This window comes from Curtobacterium sp. MCPF17_021, from assembly GCF_003234605.2.
In the GTDB taxonomy this organism is placed as follows: Bacteria; Actinomycetota; Actinomycetes; order Actinomycetales; family Microbacteriaceae; genus Curtobacterium; species Curtobacterium flaccumfaciens.
This window is the reverse complement of sequence record NZ_CP126252.1, coordinates 3,397,777-3,413,719: the sequence shown is the minus strand read 5'-3', so window position 1 is coordinate 3,413,719 and position 15,943 is coordinate 3,397,777. Positions and strand designations below refer to the sequence as shown.

Annotated in this window: 16 protein-coding genes; 10 read left to right on the top strand and 6 right to left on the bottom strand. The window is 70.7% G+C overall.

The window, feature by feature from the left end:
• Window positions 1-42 precede the first annotated feature (42 nt).
• Window positions 43-645 carry a heme-binding beta-barrel domain-containing protein gene (locus DEJ29_RS16085; protein WP_111095629.1) on the top strand — a complete coding sequence of 201 codons (603 nt, stop codon included), beginning with the start codon at window positions 43-45 and terminating at the stop codon, window positions 643-645.
• Window positions 645-1,727 (top strand): CAF17-like 4Fe-4S cluster assembly/insertion protein YgfZ, encoded by a 1,083-nt coding sequence (gene ygfZ / locus DEJ29_RS16080; protein ID WP_111095630.1) that lies wholly within the window; start codon window positions 645-647, stop codon window positions 1,725-1,727. The genes DEJ29_RS16085 and ygfZ overlap by 1 nt, the downstream gene beginning before the upstream one ends.
• Before the next feature lie 95 nt (window positions 1,728-1,822).
• Here the strand turns inward: ygfZ and DEJ29_RS16075 are convergent, their stop codons facing one another.
• Window positions 1,823-2,596 (bottom strand): class I SAM-dependent methyltransferase, encoded by a 774-nt coding sequence (locus tag DEJ29_RS16075; RefSeq protein WP_111095631.1) that lies wholly within the window; start codon window positions 2,594-2,596, stop codon window positions 1,823-1,825.
• 44 nt (window positions 2,597-2,640) lie between these two features.
• On the opposite strand from DEJ29_RS16075, the gene DEJ29_RS16070 reads away from it, so the two are divergent.
• Complete coding sequence (locus tag DEJ29_RS16070; protein ID WP_111095632.1) at window positions 2,641-3,387, top strand: phosphoglyceromutase; 747 nt, start codon at window positions 2,641-2,643, stop codon at window positions 3,385-3,387.
• A 184-nt stretch (window positions 3,388-3,571) separates the two neighbouring features.
• Here the strand turns inward: DEJ29_RS16070 and DEJ29_RS16065 are convergent, their stop codons facing one another.
• Together DEJ29_RS16065 and phoU are read right to left on the bottom strand one after the other, a co-directional pair.
• Window positions 3,572-4,120, bottom strand: coding sequence for a P-loop nucleotide/nucleoside kinase family protein (locus DEJ29_RS16065; protein ID WP_035809234.1), 549 nt, complete (start codon window positions 4,118-4,120; stop codon window positions 3,572-3,574).
• Between the two features lie 69 nt (window positions 4,121-4,189).
• Window positions 4,190-4,858 (bottom strand): phosphate signaling complex protein PhoU, encoded by a 669-nt coding sequence (phoU, locus tag DEJ29_RS16060; protein WP_027466613.1) that lies wholly within the window; start codon window positions 4,856-4,858, stop codon window positions 4,190-4,192.
• Between the two features lie 146 nt (window positions 4,859-5,004).
• Here phoU and DEJ29_RS16055 point away from each other — a divergent pair, with 146 nt between their 5' ends.
• Window positions 5,005-6,171: a sensor histidine kinase gene (locus tag DEJ29_RS16055; RefSeq protein WP_071404724.1), complete on the top strand. Its 1,167-nt coding sequence runs from the start codon at window positions 5,005-5,007 to the stop codon at window positions 6,169-6,171.
• Window positions 6,168-6,848: a response regulator gene (locus DEJ29_RS16050; protein ID WP_027466611.1), complete on the top strand. Its 681-nt coding sequence runs from the start codon at window positions 6,168-6,170 to the stop codon at window positions 6,846-6,848. The genes DEJ29_RS16055 and DEJ29_RS16050 overlap by 4 nt, the downstream gene beginning before the upstream one ends.
• Before the next feature lie 96 nt (window positions 6,849-6,944).
• Here DEJ29_RS16050 and DEJ29_RS16045 read toward each other — a convergent pair whose 3' ends face one another.
• On the bottom strand, window positions 6,945-7,601 hold the full coding sequence (locus tag DEJ29_RS16045; RefSeq protein WP_146248376.1) for a hypothetical protein: 657 nt from the start codon (window positions 7,599-7,601) through the stop codon (window positions 6,945-6,947).
• 141 nt (window positions 7,602-7,742) lie between these two features.
• Here DEJ29_RS16045 and DEJ29_RS16040 point away from each other — a divergent pair, with 141 nt between their 5' ends.
• From DEJ29_RS16040 to rlmB, 4 genes are all read left to right on the top strand, one after another.
• A complete protein-coding gene (locus DEJ29_RS16040; protein WP_017888066.1) occupies window positions 7,743-8,225 on the top strand; it encodes a CarD family transcriptional regulator in 483 nt (160 codons plus the stop codon).
• Window positions 8,226-8,286: 61 nt separating this feature from the next.
• Window positions 8,287-9,471 (top strand): 2-C-methyl-D-erythritol 4-phosphate cytidylyltransferase, encoded by a 1,185-nt coding sequence (ispD, locus tag DEJ29_RS16035; protein ID WP_111095634.1) that lies wholly within the window; start codon window positions 8,287-8,289, stop codon window positions 9,469-9,471.
• A 32-nt stretch (window positions 9,472-9,503) separates the two neighbouring features.
• Window positions 9,504-10,913, top strand: coding sequence for a cysteine--tRNA ligase (gene cysS / locus DEJ29_RS16030; protein ID WP_111095635.1), 1,410 nt, complete (start codon window positions 9,504-9,506; stop codon window positions 10,911-10,913).
• A gap of 28 nt (window positions 10,914-10,941) precedes the next feature.
• Entirely contained in the window at window positions 10,942-11,952 is a 1,011-nt protein-coding gene (gene rlmB / locus DEJ29_RS16025; protein WP_027466607.1) for a 23S rRNA (guanosine(2251)-2'-O)-methyltransferase RlmB, read from the top strand.
• A gap of 285 nt (window positions 11,953-12,237) precedes the next feature.
• Here the strand turns inward: rlmB and DEJ29_RS16020 are convergent, their stop codons facing one another.
• A complete protein-coding gene (locus DEJ29_RS16020; RefSeq protein WP_502866881.1) occupies window positions 12,238-13,533 on the bottom strand; it encodes a DUF4032 domain-containing protein in 1,296 nt (431 codons plus the stop codon).
• 96 nt (window positions 13,534-13,629) lie between these two features.
• Complete coding sequence (locus tag DEJ29_RS16015; protein WP_071244017.1) at window positions 13,630-14,730, bottom strand: ABC transporter ATP-binding protein; 1,101 nt, start codon at window positions 14,728-14,730, stop codon at window positions 13,630-13,632.
• A 243-nt stretch (window positions 14,731-14,973) separates the two neighbouring features.
• On the opposite strand from DEJ29_RS16015, the gene DEJ29_RS16010 reads away from it, so the two are divergent.
• Window positions 14,974-15,906, top strand: a complete 933-nt coding sequence (locus tag DEJ29_RS16010) for a DsbA family protein (RefSeq protein WP_111095636.1) — start codon at window positions 14,974-14,976, stop codon at window positions 15,904-15,906.
• Window positions 15,907-15,943: the final 37 nt, after the last annotated feature.

Here is a 15,943-nt window from a genome sequence, read left to right as displayed (position 1 = left end):
CATCTCGGTGGTCGTCGTCGTGAAGCTGTTCAAGGGCCAGCGTTGATCGAGCTGCCCGAGGGCCTCGCCCCCGAACTGGTCCCGCTGTCGTGGCTGGTCGGCGTGTGGGAGGGCACCGGAGTGGTCGAGTACCCGGTCGGTGACGACGACGAGGTCCGGAACTACGAGTTCGGCCAGCGTGTCAGCTTCAGCCACGACGGTCTGCCGTACCTGAACTACTCGTCGACCACGTGGCTGCTCGACGAAGACCACACCCCACTCGCCGCCGAGATGGGCTACTGGCGGATCGACCGTCCGACCGAGCCGGGCGACCGCGGCCCCGCGATGCTCCTGGGCGACGGGCCCACGCCCTTCAGCACGGTCGAGAGCGTCGAGGCGCTCCGCAACACCACGGACGGCTTCGACGTCGAGGCCGCGATCATCCACCCGACGGGCGTCAACGAGCTCTACGTCGGCCGGGTGCTGAAGGGCCGGATCGACCTGTCGACCGACGCCGTGCTGCGCTCGCCGAACGCGAAGGACTACTCCGCCGCGACCCGCCTGTACGGACTGGTCGAGGGCAAGCTCTTCTGGGCGTGGGACATTGCCGCGCTCGGTCGCGAACTCACCTCGCACGCCTCGGGGCAGCTCGCGAAGGTCGACTGATGTCGGTGTTCGCCGCGCGTGACGGCTTCGTCGCGGCCGACTCCGTCGCCGCGCACTTCGGCAACCCGATCGGGGAGCAGCGCCTGCTGACCCGGGGGCGTGCCGTCGTCGAGCTCGGACTCGGTGTCGTCACCGTCTCCGGACCGGACCGGTTGTCGTGGCTCAACTCGATCACCTCGCAGCAGCTCACCGGGTTGCCGACCGGCGTCAGCACCGAGACGCTCGTCCTCGACCAGGCCGGACGCGTCGAGCACGCGGCTCGCGTCGTCGACGACGGTGCGACGGTCTGGCTGCTCACCGAGCGCGCTGACGCAGCGCCGCTCGCCGGGTGGCTCGACTCGATGCGCTTCATGCTCCGGGTCGAGGTCGCCGACCGCTCCGCCGACTTCGTCACCCTCGGCTGGTTCGGGGCGGGCGCCCCGTTCGCGTCCGTCGAACTGCCGGAACCGCCCGTCGCCGAGTGGGTCGACCCGTGGGGCGCCGTCACGCCGGGCGGATGGGGCTACGCCGACCAGGAGGCCCACCCCGGCTCCGACTGGACCCTCCGCATCGCCGTGGTCACCCCCGGCACCGCGGCCGCGATCGCCGCGTCGGACGTGCCCGTCGCGGGGCTGCTCGCGTACGAGGCGCTGCGGATCGCCGCCTGGCGCCCGACCCTGTCCGACGTCGACGAGCGGACGATCCCGCACGAGCTCGACTGGCTGCGTTCCGCCGTGCACCTGTCGAAGGGCTGCTACCGCGGGCAGGAGACCGTCGCCAAGGTCCACAACCTCGGGCACCCGCCGCGTCGGGCCGTGCTGCTGCACCTCGACGGGTCCGATGGCGTGCTGCCGGCGCCCGGCACCCCGGTGCTGCTCGACGACAAGCAGGTCGGTCGGCTGTCGGCGTCCGCGATCCACCACGAGCTCGGTCCGATCGGGCTCGCCGTGGTGAAGCGCTCCCTCGACCCCACCGCGACCCTGCGGCTCGAGGCCGACGACGTCGTGGTGACCGCGGCGCAGGAGACCATCGTCCCGCCCGAGGCCGGTGCGACGGCGAACGTCCCGCGCCTGCCCCGGCTCGGAGCCGTCAAGCGCTCCTAGCTCCCCGTTGGCGGTCGCAAAACACCGGTGTTTGCCGGTCGCACCGCGGTTTGCGGGTGTTCGGGGCGCGAACACCGGTGTCTTGCGTCGCAGCGTCAGGCGGGCTCGACGGCCGCCCACGGGACGCTGAGCTCACCGAGCCGCCAGCGCGTCACCCCGTGCAGCACCGGCCAGCCGCGGTCACGCATCCCGCGCACCGTGGCGATCCACCGCTGCCGGGGCCCGTACGTGCCGAGCGGAGCCGCGACCGCCCACGACAGGTCGAGGTCGCGCAGGAACGCGTGCACCCGCTCCCCGGGCACGTTGCGGTGGATCAGGGCCTTGGGCAGCCGCTCGGCGACGATCGAGGGCACATCGAGCCCGGCGAGCCGGAGCGACACCGTGAAGGTCTGCGGCGCGACGTCGTCGAGTGTCACCCACGATGCGACCCGACCAACCTCGTTGCAGGTCCCCTCGACGAGCGCACCGCCGGGCTGCAGCCGGTCCTGCATGATCCGCCACGACCCGACCACCGCGGACTCGTCGTACTGCCGCAGCACGTTGAACGCCCGGATGACGGCGGGCCGGCGCTGCCCGGGCGTCGGGGTCTCGAAGCCACCCAGGTGGAACGTCACGCCGTCGCGGGTGCCTGCGTTCGCGAGCGCGACCCGCGAGGGCTCGATCTCGATGCCGGTCACCTCGACGTCGGGTCGGACGGCCGCCAGCCGGTCGCGCAGTTCGAGCGTGGTGGTCGGTGAGGCTCCGTAGCCGACGTCGGCGACGAGCGGGTCGTCCGTCCGGCGCAGCACCGGCAGGGTCGCGATCCACCGGTCGACGCGGCGGAGCCGGTTGTAACCGGTCGTCCCGCGCGTCACGTTCCCGATGGGCATGCGTCAAGGGTACGGGGCCGGTACCGCTCGGTAGACTCGGAGGCATGACCTCCACGCTCGTCCTGCTCCGTCACGGCAACAGTGACTGGAACCAGAAGAACCTGTTCACCGGTTGGGTCGACGTCCGGCTCAGCGAGCTGGGCGAGAAGGAGGCGAAGCGTGCCGGCGACCTCATCGCCGAGTCCGGCATCGTCCCCGACGTCCTGTACACCTCGCTCCTGACCCGTGCGATCCAGACGGCGGACATCGCGCTGCTGCAGGCCGACCTGGCCTGGCTGCCGGTGAAGCGCGACTGGCGCCTCAACGAGCGCCACTACGGGGACCTGCAGGGCAAGGACAAGGCCCAGACCCTGGCCGAGTACGGCGAGCAGCAGTTCATGGAGTGGCGCCGCTCGTTCGACGTCCCGCCGCCCCCCATCGCCGACGACGCCGAGTGGTCGCAGTTCGGTGACCGTCGTTACGCCGAGCTCGGCGACCAGCTCCCGCGCACCGAGTCGCTCAAGCTCGTGATCGACCGCCTGCTGCCGTACTGGGAGTCCGACATCACCAAGGACCTCGCCGCCGGCAAGACCGTGCTGGTGACGGCCCACGGCAACTCGCTGCGTGCGCTCGTGAAGCACCTCGACGGTATCTCCGACGACGACATCGCCGGCCTGAACATCCCGACGGGCATCCCGCTGGTGTACGAGCTCGACGACGCGTTCACGCCGACGAAGCCCGCGTACTACCTGGACCCCGAGGCCGCCGCCGCCGGTGCCGCCGCCGTGGCCGCGCAGGGCGCCAAGAAGTAGCACCCACGCACGAACGCCCCGTCCGGAGTCCGGGCGGGGCGTTCGTGCGTGTGCGGGGCTTCGCGAAAGCGACAGTGTGCCGCGAACGTTCCGCCGACTCCTGTCGCTCTGCCAGGAGGAACGGATCGCCCCGTCGACGACCTGTCGCTTCGGCAGCGTGGTCGGCTCGACGAGCCGTGGCTGGTCAGACGAAGTGCGACGCGATCTCCTGCACCAGGGCGCCGACGTCGTAGGGCTTCGTCGTGTCGACCCGGATCACCGGGACGCCGGGCAGTCCGACGGGCCGGGCGTCGTCGCCGTGCTCGTCCCAGAAGGCCAGCACGTCGGCCAGGTCTCCGTGCACCTCGTGCCGCACCGGCACGGTGCCCGGCTCGTACCGGTCGCGCAGCCGCTGCTCGGCGGTGGCGCGGTCCGTGTCGCACCACACCTCAACGGCGCGCGGCGACCCGGCGGACGCGAGTCCGGCCTCCAGGAGGTCGCGGTCACGCGACGGCAGCCAGACGGCGTCGAGGACGACCCCGTTCTCGACGGCCCGCGCCATGGACCACATCGTGTCCATCGCGATGCCGCCGAGCGGCCGCGAGGCGATCATCGGGCCGACGACGTCGGCGAGGGGCTCCTTGATGCGGTCCTTCGACAGGAACGGGCACCCGAGCACCTCGGCGAGTGCCGTGCCGATGCTGCTCTTGCCGGAACCGGGCATGCCGTTGACGATGATCGCGACCTGGGCCATGCCACGATCCTCGCAGACCGATCGGGCCGGGTCAGACCGATCGGGTCGGGTCAGACCGATCGGGCCGGGTCAGACCGCCGCGGTCGAGGTGGACGCGCCGGTCCAGTCGCCGGTCGCCAGGTACTCGACCTTCTTGGCGATCGAGACCGCGTGGTCGGCGAAGCGCTCGTGGTAGCGGGAGGCCAGGGTGGCGTCGACGGTGTCGATCGGCCCGCCCTTCCAGGCCTCGCCGAGCACGAAGTCGAAGACGCTGGCGTGCAGCTCGTCGACGGCGTCGTCCTCGTCGCGGATCTCGGCCGACAGCGCGATGTCCTCGGTGGCGAGCAGCCGCGTGAGCTTCTGCGCCATCGCGACGTCGTGCCGGCCCATCTCCTTGAAGGTGCTGCGCAGGCCCTTCGGCACGACCTTCTCGGGGAAGCGCTGGCGGGCGAGCTGCGCGATGTGCTCGGCCATGTCGCCCATGCGCTCGAGCGAGGAGCTGACGCGCAGGGCGGTGACGACGACGCGCAGGTCGCGGGCGACCGGGGCCTGGCGGGCGAGGATGTCGATCGCGATCTCGTCGAGGCTGTTCGCAGCGAGGTCGATCTTCTCGTCGTCGGCGATCACCTCTTCGGCGAGGGCGACGTCGGAGTCGCTGAAGGCCTGCGTGGCTCGGGTGATGGCGGACTCGACGAGCCCGGCGATCTCGGTCAGTCGCTCCTGGACGTCCTGGAGTTCCTGCTGGAAGACTTCGCGCATGGGGGAGTACCTCTCTCTGCGTACCGGACGAGTGTCGTCAGCCCAGGTGAACGAACGGTGACGCGGGGCTGAACGCTTCGCGTTCTGGCCTTCCGCAGACGGTGAACGGTACCGGAACCCCGCATGACCATCCCTACACTGGCGGCATGGACAACGCGTGGCTCGTGCCACTGTCGATGCTCCTCGGCGGGGTCTTCGGCGCGGGCGTCGTGGTGCTGATCATCACCGCCGAGCGGACGGCACGTGCTGCCGACGTGGCGGAGCGGACCCTGCCGGACGGCGTCGCAGCGGTCATCGCGACGATGCACAACCCGGCGGTCGTCATCGACCCGTCGAACACCGTCGTCGCGGCATCCCCCCAGGCCCTCACGGCGGGGCTCGTCGTGCGCCGACGCCTGGTGCACCACGAACTGCTCGAGCTCATCGACCGGGTGCGCAAGAGCGGGGAGATGGGGTCGGAGGACCTCGAGCTGCCGCGTGGTCGCCACGGGGAGCTCATCGGCTACCTCAGCTTCCGTGCCGCCCAGCTCGGCAACCGGTACGTCCTGCTCACGGCGGACGACCTGACCGAGAGCCGGCGCATCGACGAGGTCCGCCGCGACTTCGTCGCCAACATCTCGCACGAGCTGAAGACGCCGATCGGCGCCATCGGCCTGCTGTCCGAGACCCTCGTCCTCGCCGCCGACGACCCCGTGCACGTGAAGAAGTTCGCCGCGCAGCTCATCACCGAGTCCGAGCGGCTCGGAGCGCTGACGAAGGACATCATCGAGCTGTCCCGGCTGCAGTCCGTCGACGCGCTCGAGAACAGCGAGGAGACCGGCATCGACAAGATCGTGCAGGCCGCGATCGACGCGAACGAGGTCGTCGCCCGCGCCCGCTCGATCGAGATCATCCGCGCCAAGAAGTCGAAGCTGCGGGTGATGGGCGACCGGGGGCTGCTGCAGGTCGCGGTGTCGAACCTCATCGCCAACGCGGTGAAGTACTCGCCGGACAACACCCGCGTGGGCGTGGGCGTCCGGTCGTCGAAGGGCTTCGTCGAGATCGCCATCACCGACCAGGGCGTCGGCATCCCCGAGGCCGACCTCGACCGCGTCTTCGAACGGTTCTACCGTGTCGATCCCGCACGGTCGCGCGCCACCGGGGGCACCGGCCTCGGGCTCGCGATCGTCAAGCACGTCGTCAGCAACCACGGTGGTGACGTGCGCGTCTGGTCGCAGCCCGGCAAGGGCTCGACCTTCACCATCCGTCTGCCCGAGGCAGATCCCGAACTGACCACAGCACTCGAAGAGCAACTGGAAGAGCAGCCATCGTGACCAAGATCCTCATCGTCGACGACGAGCCGGCCCTGAGCGAGCCCCTGGAGTTCCTGCTGCAGCGTGAGGGGTACGAGACCTCCGTCGCTGCCGACGGCGTGACCGCGCTGTCGAAGTTCGACGCGGAGAACCCCGACCTGGTGCTCCTCGACCTCATGCTGCCGGGCCTGAGCGGCACCGAGGTGTGCCGGCAGATCCGGACCCGGTCGAACGCGCCGATCATCATGCTGACCGCGAAGGACTCGGAGGTGGACATCGTCGTCGGGCTCGAGCTCGGCGCCGACGACTACGTGACGAAGCCGTACTCGACCCGGGAGCTCCTGGCCCGGATCCGTGCCGTGCTCCGTCGCCGCACCGAGGACGACCCGGCGGACAGCGGCATCCTGCAGGTCGGCGGCATCCGGATGGACGTCGAGCGGCACACGGTGTCGGTCGACGGGTCCGAGACCCCGATGCCGCTCAAGGAGTTCGAGCTCCTCGAGCTGCTGCTCCGCAACGCCGGCCGAGTGCTGACCCGCGGGCAGCTCATCGACCGGGTGTGGGGTTCCGACTACTTCGGTGACACCAAGACCCTCGACGTGCACATCAAGCGCATCCGCTCGAAGATCGAGCGGGTCCCGTCGACCCCCGAGATCCTGGTGACGGTCCGCGGTCTCGGGTACCGCATCGAGGCCTGAGACACACGCACAGGAGGCCCGGTGCGAGTCCCTGGGACTCGCACCGGGCCTCCGGTGCGGACGATCCGTGCGCGGTGTCAGCCGCGCCGGCCGGCGTCAGTTGGTGCCGTTGTCGCCTTCGGACGAGTCCGTCTGCGAGTCGTTCGGCTGGGTGCCCGGGACGGCTTCGCCGGTCGGCTTCGAGCCGCTCTCGGAGGGCGAGGTCGAGGTGGGCGTCGGCGTGGGGCTCGGCGCCAGGGTCTGGTACTCCTCCTGCGAGCTCGTCAGCACCGGCACGTTGGCCGAGGTGCCCTCGGCGTCGGGGTAGCTGAAGTAGACCTTCACGAGCGAACCGGGCTTCGCGTCCGCGTTGTCGAACACGATCGGTTCGGCGTCACCGGCGGTGGTGCCCTGCGTGGTGTCGCCCTCTTGCACGCTCGACTCGTCGTCGCTGCCCGCACCCGCGGCCATGGCGAGGTCGACGTGGGTGTTGGCCGGCACGTCGACGGTCTGGGTGTCGCCGCCGATCTCGATCGAGACGGTGTAGTCGTCCTGGTCGTCGTTGTTCACCAGCGTGCCGATGAAGCGGGCGCTCTCACCGTCGTCCGAGATCAGGAGGGCGTTCCGCACGTCGACCTTGCCGGTCGAGACGTCCACGCCGTCGGTGATCTGCTTGATGTCGACGGTGTGGGCCGGCGACATGAACTCGCACCCGGTGGCGCCGAGCGCGATGGTTGCCGCAACGGCGACGGACACGAGTACCCGAGGTCGCAAGAGATTCCTCCGTAAGTCACGATGGAGACCGGGCGGTCCCCGCGCCCATCCTAGCGATCACCGGGAGGGGTGAGCGTTGAGGGTCCCCTTACCGGAACGGCCCTTGTGGTAAACTGGATGTCTGGGAACGGAGCCTGATACATGCAATTCGAGGTCGGCGAGACCGTCGTCTACCCCCATCACGGGGCGGCAACCATCTCTGAAGTCAAGACTCGCGTCATCAAGGGCGAGGAAAAGGTCTACCTGAAACTGCGGGTGACGCAGGGTGACCTGACGATCGAGGTCCCGGCGGACAACGTCGACCTGGTCGGCGTCCGCGACGTGATCGGCAAGGAAGGACTCGACAAGGTGTTCGAGGTCCTCCGGGCGCCGTTCACGGAAGAGCCCACCAACTGGTCACGCCGCTACAAGGCGAACCTCGAGAAGCTCGCTTCCGGTGACGTCATCAAGGTGTCCGAGGTCGTCCGCGACCTCTGGCGGCGCGATCAGGACCGCGGGCTCTCCGCGGGTGAGAAGCGGATGCTGGCCAAGGCCCGGCAGATCCTCATCTCCGAGCTCGCGCTGGCCGAGAAGACCGACGAGGACAAGGCATCGACCGTCCTCGACGAGGTCCTGGCTTCCTGAGCCTGACGACAGCGCACTGAACACGACAGCACGAACGACGACCGCACGGTTCCCCGAGGGGGTGGACCGGGCGGTCGTCGTCGTTGCGGCCGGCTCCGGCACCCGGCTCGGCATCGGGACCGCGAAGGCGTTCGTGCCCGTGGCCGGTGCGCTGATGCTCGCGCGGGCGCTCGAACCCCTGTTCGCGCTGCCGTCACCGACGCTCGTCGTCGTGGTCGCACCCGCGTCGCACCTGGACGAGTGCCGGCAGGTGGTCGGTTCGGTCGCGGGTGCTGCGGTCGCGTACACGGCCGTCGTCGCCGGAGGCACGGATCGCCACGGTTCGGTCGAGGCCGGCCTGGCCGTCCTGCCGGACTCCGTCACCACGGTGCTCGTGCACGACGCGGCGCGGTGCCTCACGCCCGCGGCGCAGTTCTCGCGGGTGTTCGACGCGGTCGCCGCCGGTGACGGTGCGGGCGTCGTGCCGGCGCTCCCCGTCACGGACACGGTCAAGCGGGTCGACGGTGACGTCGTCGTCGAGACCGTCGACCGTGCGGCGCTCGTCGGGGTGCAGACCCCGCAGGGCTTCCCGCTCGCGGCGCTGCGGCGGGCCTACGCGGTGTCGTCGCAGTCCGAGACGGACGACGCCGGGGTGTTCCAGGCCGTCGGGGGCACCGTCCGGTTCGTGCCGGGCGACGCCGACGCGTTCAAGATCACGACGCCGTGGGACCTCGGCCGGGCCGAGTCGATCGTGCGTTCGCGGTCCGGGGCGGGCGCGGGCGCGGGGGACGGCGCCGTCGCGGTCCGACTCGGGCTCGGGGTCGACGTGCACGCCTTCGACGACGCCTCGCCCTGCCGCGTCGGGCTGCTCGACTTCCCCGGCGAACCCGGCCTCTCCGGGCACAGCGACGGTGACCCGGTGGCGCACGCGGTGTGCGACGCCCTGCTCTCCGCCGGGGGCCTCGGCGACATCGGCGGACGCTTCGGCACCGCTGACCCGCAGTACGCCGGCGCCACGGGCGACGTGTTCGTGCGCGGCGCGGTCGCGTTGCTCGCCGACGCCGGGCTCGTGCCGGTGTCCGTCACCGTGCAGGTCATCGGCAACCGGCCGCGTATCGGCCGCCGCCGTGACGAGATGCAGGACGCCCTGTCCGCCGTCGTCGGCGCACCCGTGGCGGTGTCCGGCACCACGACCGACGGACTCGGGTTCACCGGCCGTGGCGAGGGGCTCGCGGCGATCGCCACCGCACTCGTGCGTCCCTCCTGAACCCGCGGCCCCGCGCAGATTAGGGTTGGGGCGTGACCGTTCGCCTCTACGACTCCCGCGCCGCAGCCGTCGTCGACCTCGTGCCCCTGGTCGACGGACACGTGAGCGTCTACGTCTGTGGTCCGACGGTGCAGTCGTCGCCGCACATCGGGCACCTGCGGTCCGCGCTCGTCTACGACGTCTGGCGCCGGTGGCTCACCCACCGCGGGTACCGGGTCACCCTGGTGCGCAACGTCACCGACATCGACGACAAGGTGCTCGACCTGGCAGCGGGCACCGACGAGGAGTGGTTCGCCCGCGCCTACCGGGTCGAGCTCGAGTTCACCGCCGCGTACAACGCCCTCGGCATCCTGCCCCCGACGTACGAGCCCCGTGCCACCGCGAGCGTGCCGCAGATGCACGAGATCATCCAGCGCCTCATCGACCGTGGGCACGCCTACGCCGCGGACGACGGATCCGGCGACGTCTACTTCGACACCGGTAGCTGGGCCGACTACGGGGTGCTCACCCGGCAGCGGCGCGAGGACATGGTCGAGGCCTCCGACGCCGACCCGCGTGGCAAGCGCGACGCCCGCGACTTCGCGCTCTGGAAGGGCGCGAAGCCCGGCGAACCGTCGACGGCCAGCTGGGACTCCCCGTGGGGCGCCGGTCGCCCGGGCTGGCACATCGAGTGCTCGGCGATGTCGCGCCGGTACCTCGGCCCCGCGTTCGACATCCACGGCGGCGGGCTCGACCTGCGTTTCCCGCACCACGAGAACGAGCTCGCGCAGTCCACGGCCGCCGGGGACCCGTTCGCGTCGTACTGGCTGCACAACGGCCTCGTGACGGTCGAGGGGCAGAAGATGTCGAAGTCGCTCGGCAACTCGATCTTCGCGGCGGACTTCCTCGGCGCCGCTCGTCCCGCCGTCGTGCGGTACTTCCTCGGTGCCGCGCACTACCGCTCGTCGATCGACCACCACGAGGGTTCCCTGGCCGAGGCCGAGGCGGCGTACGACCGCATCGCCGGGTTCCTCGAGCGCGCCGAGACCCGGCTCGAGGGCGTCCACCTCGCCGACGCCCCGGCCGTGCCCGACGCGTTCGCAGCGGCCATGGACGACGACCTCTCCGTGCCCCAGGCCCTGGCCGTGCTGCACGAGACCGTGCGCACCGGCAACGCTGCCCTGGACGCCGACGATGCGGAAACGCTCGGGACCGCGTACCATCAGGTGGCTGCGATGGTGGAGGTGCTCGGCATCGACCCGCGAGCCGCCCACTGGTCGGGCGGCGGCCACGACACCTCGGCAGGCCCGCTCGCCGCCCTCGTCGAACGCCTCGTGCAGGAGCGCGCGGACGCCAGGGCAGCACGGGACTTCACCGCGGCCGACCGCGTGCGCGACGACCTCGCCGCCGCGGGCATCACGATCGAGGACACGCCGTCCGGAACACGCTGGAGCATCGCCTGAACACGGCAGTGCCGAACAGGAGCTACGCATGAAGAACGTCTCGGGAAGCAAGAAGGGTCGGCCCGGCGCCGTCCGCACCGGTCGCAAGGGCAACAAGCAGGTCGGTTCCGGCGGACAGGGCGCCCAGGCGCTCGAGGGTCGCAAGCCGACCCCGAAGGCCGAGGACCGCCCGTACCACCCGGCCGGCAAGCGCAAGGCCGCGAAGGACCGCTTCGAGGCGGCCAAGGGTCGGCACGGTTCCTCGAGCACCCCGCAGGGTCGCACGGGCCGTCCGCCGGCACGCAAGACCGACGACTCCGAGCTGGTGACCGGGCGCAACTCCGTGCTCGAGGCCCTGCGCACGAAGACCCCGTCATCGACGCTCTACATCGCGTCGCGCATCGAGGTCGACGACCGCGTGAAGGAGATCCTCGCGCTCGCCAACCACCGCGGTGTGCCGATCATCGAGCTCATGCGTCCCGAGCTCGACCGCATCACCGGACACGACAGCGTGCACCAGGGCGTCGCCCTCAAGGTGCCGGCGTACCAGTACGCCGTGTCCGAGGACATCGTCGAGCAGGCGTTCTCGCGTGACCAGGTCCCGCTGCTCGTCGCACTCGACGGCATCACGGACCCCCGCAACCTCGGCGCGATCATCCGCTCGACCGCGGCGTTCGGCGGACACGGTGTCATCGTGCCGCAGCGTCGTTCGGTCGGCGTGACTGCGTCGGCGTGGAAGACCTCGGCCGGTGCCGCGGCACGCACCCCCGTCGCGATGGCCCCGAACCTCACGCAGACCCTGAAGTCGCTCAAGTCGATGGGCCTGTTCGTCCTCGGCCTGGACGGCGACGGTGACGTGGAGCTCGACGGTCTCGAGCTCGCCGACCGTCCGATCGTGATCGTCGTCGGCTCCGAGGGCAAGGGCCTGTCGCGCCTGGTCACCGAGACCTGCGACGCCATCGTGTCGATCCCGATCTCGAGCGCCACCGAGTCCCTGAACGCCGGCATCGCCGCGAGCGTCACCCTGTGGGAGGTCGCGCGGCGCCGTCGCACCGCGTAGCCGCAGCGCTTCGTACGACGGAATGGTCGCCTCCCCGAGCGGGAGGCGACCATTCCTGCTCACGGTGCTGGCCGGGCTGGGTGTAACGGCCTGGAGGCCCGGCGCCGGTCTCCGGGACCCGCGCCGGGCCTCCAGGCGGTCGCGTTGCCGACCCCCGAACGGTCAGGACACGTCGGCTGGTGCCCGCCGTGTGGTCACGAGTCGTCGCTGCGCGACGCCGCAGACGACGGTCTGCGACCGGTCGGCGCCCACCCGGCGGGGTGTCGTGACCGAGCGGGGACCGCGTCAGACCGTGGCGCGCCAGTCGTCGACGTCGTCGGACTCGTCGGCGTCGTCGTCGTCCAGCACCGGGATCGGCACGGTGATCGACGAGGTCGGCGGGTTGATGAGCAGGCGCTCGTCGCGACGGTGTCGGAGCACGTCGTTGATGTAGGCGGTCGTGGCCTCGGGCAGGGAGACGGAACGCTCCTCTTGCTGGGACATGAACCAGCGGTGCTCGAGCAGCTCGTGGAACACCTCGGCGGGTTCGAGCCGACCGCGCAGGTCACGGGGGATCGAGCGGACGACGGGCTCGAAGACCCGTGAGACCCACTCGTGCGCCACCATCTCCTCGTCGAGTTCGTCACGGCCGTTGCGGGCACGGTACGAGTCGAGGTCGTTGAGCAGGCGCCGGGCCTGGTTCTCGCCGGCGTCGAGCCCGGTGAGGCGCAGCAGTCGGCGCTGGTGGTGCCCGGCGTCGACGACCTTCGGCTGGATCCGGACCTGCGAGCCGCCCTCGGTCGTGTGGATCGACAGTTCTTCGATGTCGAAGCCGAGCTCGTTCAGGCGCTCGACGCGGTCGTTGATGCGCCAGCGTTCCTTGATGTCGAACTGCTCGGTGCCGGTGAGCTCGGTCCAGAGCGTCCGGTACTGGGCGACGATGCGGTTCGACACGTCCACGGGGTCGGCGTTCTCGTCGAGCCGTCCGCCGGCCTCGAGGTCGAGCAGCTCGCCGGCGATGTTCACGCGGGCGACCTCGAGGTCGTTCTCACGCTGGCCGTTCGACAGCCCGCCGGGGTAGAGCTTGCCGGTCTCGGCGTCGACCAGGTACGCGGCGAAGGCGCCGGCGTCGCGACGGAACAGCGTGTTCGACAGGGACACGTCGCCCCAGTAGAAACCGATGACGTGCAGGCGGACGAGCAGCAGCGCGAGGGCGTCGACCAGACGGGTGGCGGTCTCGGGGCGCAGCGTCTGCGAGTAGAGCGCGCGGTAGGGCAGGGAGAACCGCAGGTGGCGGGTCACGAGCACGGGGTGCAGTGGTTCACCGTCGGCGTCGACGCGGTTCGTGATGACCGCGACCGGGTCCACGCACGGCACGTCCATGCGCTGCAGGGTCCGGAGCATCTCGTACTCGGACCGGGCGACCTCTTCGCCGGTCTCCTTCACCGCGGCGACGTACCCGCTCAGGTGCACGAACCGCACGAGGTGCCGCGAGATGCCCTTCGGCAGCGCGACGATCGTGTCGTCGGGCCAGTCGGCGAGCGGCAGGTCCCACGGCAGGTCGAGCAGGCCGGGGTCGACGGTGGCGGCAGTGATGGACATCGAGTCGGGCACGGTGGTTCCTCTGGTGTCGGGGACAGCCGAGAGCCCGCGTCCGCCCTTGTGAGGCAGGCGCGGGCTCTCGGGGGAGTGCGCTGGTTACGCGCTGACGACGGCCTTGTCGTCGAGGCGGTCGCCCGACTCGGTGTCGAAGGCGTGGACGTGGCCCTGCTTCGGCGTGATGACGATCGTGTCACCGATCGACGGGTGCGCACGACCGTCGACACGGGCGACGATGTCGGCGCGCTGGCCGTTCACGTCCGCGTGACCGTAGAGGTAACCGTCGGCGCCGAGCTCCTCGACGACGTCGACCGTGACGGGCAGGCCCTCGCCGGACTGCGACACGATGACGTCCTCGGGGCGGATGCCGACCGTGATCTGTGCGGCACGGGCGTTCGACAGGGTGTCGCGGTCGATCGCGTGGTTGAGCGTGCCGAACTTGATACCGCCCTCGATGACGTCGGCGGGCAGCAGGTTCATGGCCGGCGAACCGATGAAGCCGGCGACGAACACGTTGTTCGGCTTCTCGTACAGGTCGCGCGGGGTGCCGACCTGCTGCAGGATGCCGTCCTTGAGCACCGCGATGCGGTCACCCATGGTGAGGGCCTCGGTCTGGTCGTGCGTGACGTAGACCGTGGTGACGCCGAGACGACGCTGCAGCGACGCGATCTGCGTGCGGGTCTGGACGCGGAGCTTGGCGTCGAGGTTCGACAGCGGCTCGTCCATGAGGAACACCTGCGGCTGACGGACGATCGCACGGCCCATCGCGACGCGCTGACGCTGACCACCGGAGAGCGCCTTCGGCTTGCGGCCCAGGTAGTCCTCGAGGTCGAGGAGCTTGGCGGCTTCCTGCACGCGGGTGGCGCGCTCTTCCTTGCCGACGCCGGCGATCTTGAGCGCGAAGCCCATGTTCTCGGCGACGGTCATGTGCGGGTACAGCGCGTAGTTCTGGAACACCATCGCGATGTCGCGGTCCTTCGGCGGGACGTCCGTGACGTCGCGGTCACCGATGCGGATCTGACCGGAGTTGACCTCTTCGAGGCCGGCCAGCATGCGGAGCGAGGTGGACTTGCCGCAGCCCGAGGGGCCGACGAGGACGAGGAACTCGCCGTCGGCGACGTCCAGGTCGAGGGAGTCGACCGCGGGACGGTTGCCTCCGGGGTAGAGACGGGTTGCCTTGTCATAGGTGACGGACGCCATGAGCGTTCGGTCCTTCCTTCACCGGCAGGTACGTGCCGGACGATCCGAGTGAAGCGGTGTGCCCGTACGGGCCCCGGACAGTCGCCGTCGACTGTCGAGGTTCATACAACACGAGTTCACCCGGGTGCGCCAGTGTTTTCCCCCTTGGTCGGCGGCTTCCCAGAGCGCCCCACTACAATCGCCGGGTCCGTCCGCCGAGCAGGGGAACGCCGAGCGGACACCGATCAGGAGGACGACGCACCGATGAACAACCGCCCCGAGGGTGCCGCCCGCGCCGCGCGGAACGAGCGCCGTGAAGCCGCCCGCCAGCGAGCCCAGCGTGCCCGGACCCAGCAGAAGCGACGCCAGCGTGGTGTCCGGCTCGGCCTGCAGATCGGGCTCGGGGTCGTGCTCCTCGCCGCCGCGACGATCGTCACGCTCGTGCTGGTCGACTCCGTGAAGCCCGCGGGCCCCGGCCCGTCGACCATGTCGCAGGGCGGCATCACCATCGGGCAGGGTCTGAAGCCCGTCGCGGCGTCCGGGTCCGGATCGGCTTCCGCGTCGCCGAGCAGCGCCGCGACCGACGGCGCCGGCACCGTCCGGATCACCCTGTACGTCGACTACCTCTGCCCGGGCTGCGGCCAGTTCGAGCAGGCGAACGGCGACTACATCAAGGACCTCGTCGACTCCGGTGCGGCCACGGTCGACATCCACCCGGTCGCGGTCCTGTCGAACCGCTCGCAGGGCACGAAGTACTCCCTCCGCGCCGCGAACGCCGCCGCCTGCGTCGCCGAGCACTCCCCGAACCAGTTCTACGCGGTGAACCAGGCGCTCTTCGCGAAGCAGCCGGACGAGGGCACCCCGGGTCTGACCGACGCGGAGCTCACCGACGTCGTCACGGGCGTGCAGGGGCTGCAGGAACGCAGCGCCGTCCGGAGCTGCATCGCCGACCAGGACTACGCCAAGTGGGTGGACGAGCAGACGACGGCGGTGTCCGACGGCACGATCCCCGGGTCGACGCTGAAGGAGTTCCCCGGCACGCCGCTCGTGCTCGTGAACGGGCAGCGCTACGAGCTGACCTCCCCTGTCACGAACGACGACTTCCGCACCTTCGTGGTGACGGCCGCCGGGGCGACCGACGCCACCCCGACGCCCACGCCGAGCGCGACCCCGTCGCCCACGCCGACCAAGCGCTGACGTTCGGACGAGCGCTGACGCGCTGCCCACGGACGGG

Excerpts from the sequence above, each read along its gene's own strand:
- phoU (WP_027466613.1), bottom strand. The coding sequence starts at position 4,858 with ATGCGCGAAGTCTTCCAGCAGGAACTCCAGGACGTCCAGGAGCGACTG.
- DEJ29_RS16065 (WP_035809234.1), bottom strand. The coding sequence starts at position 4,120 with ATGGCCCAGGTCGCGATCATCGTCAACGGCATGCCCGGTTCCGGCAAG.
- DEJ29_RS16070 (WP_111095632.1), top strand. The coding sequence starts at position 2,641 with ATGACCTCCACGCTCGTCCTGCTCCGTCACGGCAACAGTGACTGGAAC.
- DEJ29_RS16055 (WP_071404724.1), top strand. The coding sequence starts at position 5,005 with ATGGACAACGCGTGGCTCGTGCCACTGTCGATGCTCCTCGGCGGGGTC.
- ygfZ (WP_111095630.1), top strand. The coding sequence starts at position 645 with ATGTCGGTGTTCGCCGCGCGTGACGGCTTCGTCGCGGCCGACTCCGTC.
- rlmB (WP_027466607.1), top strand. The coding sequence starts at position 10,942 with ATGAAGAACGTCTCGGGAAGCAAGAAGGGTCGGCCCGGCGCCGTCCGC.
- DEJ29_RS16015 (WP_071244017.1), bottom strand. The coding sequence starts at position 14,730 with ATGGCGTCCGTCACCTATGACAAGGCAACCCGTCTCTACCCCGGAGGC.
- DEJ29_RS16010 (WP_111095636.1), top strand. The coding sequence starts at position 14,974 with ATGAACAACCGCCCCGAGGGTGCCGCCCGCGCCGCGCGGAACGAGCGC.
- DEJ29_RS16020 (WP_502866881.1), bottom strand. The coding sequence starts at position 13,533 with ATGTCCATCACTGCCGCCACCGTCGACCCCGGCCTGCTCGACCTGCCG.
- DEJ29_RS16075 (WP_111095631.1), bottom strand. The coding sequence starts at position 2,596 with ATGCCCATCGGGAACGTGACGCGCGGGACGACCGGTTACAACCGGCTC.
- DEJ29_RS16040 (WP_017888066.1), top strand. The coding sequence starts at position 7,743 with ATGCAATTCGAGGTCGGCGAGACCGTCGTCTACCCCCATCACGGGGCG.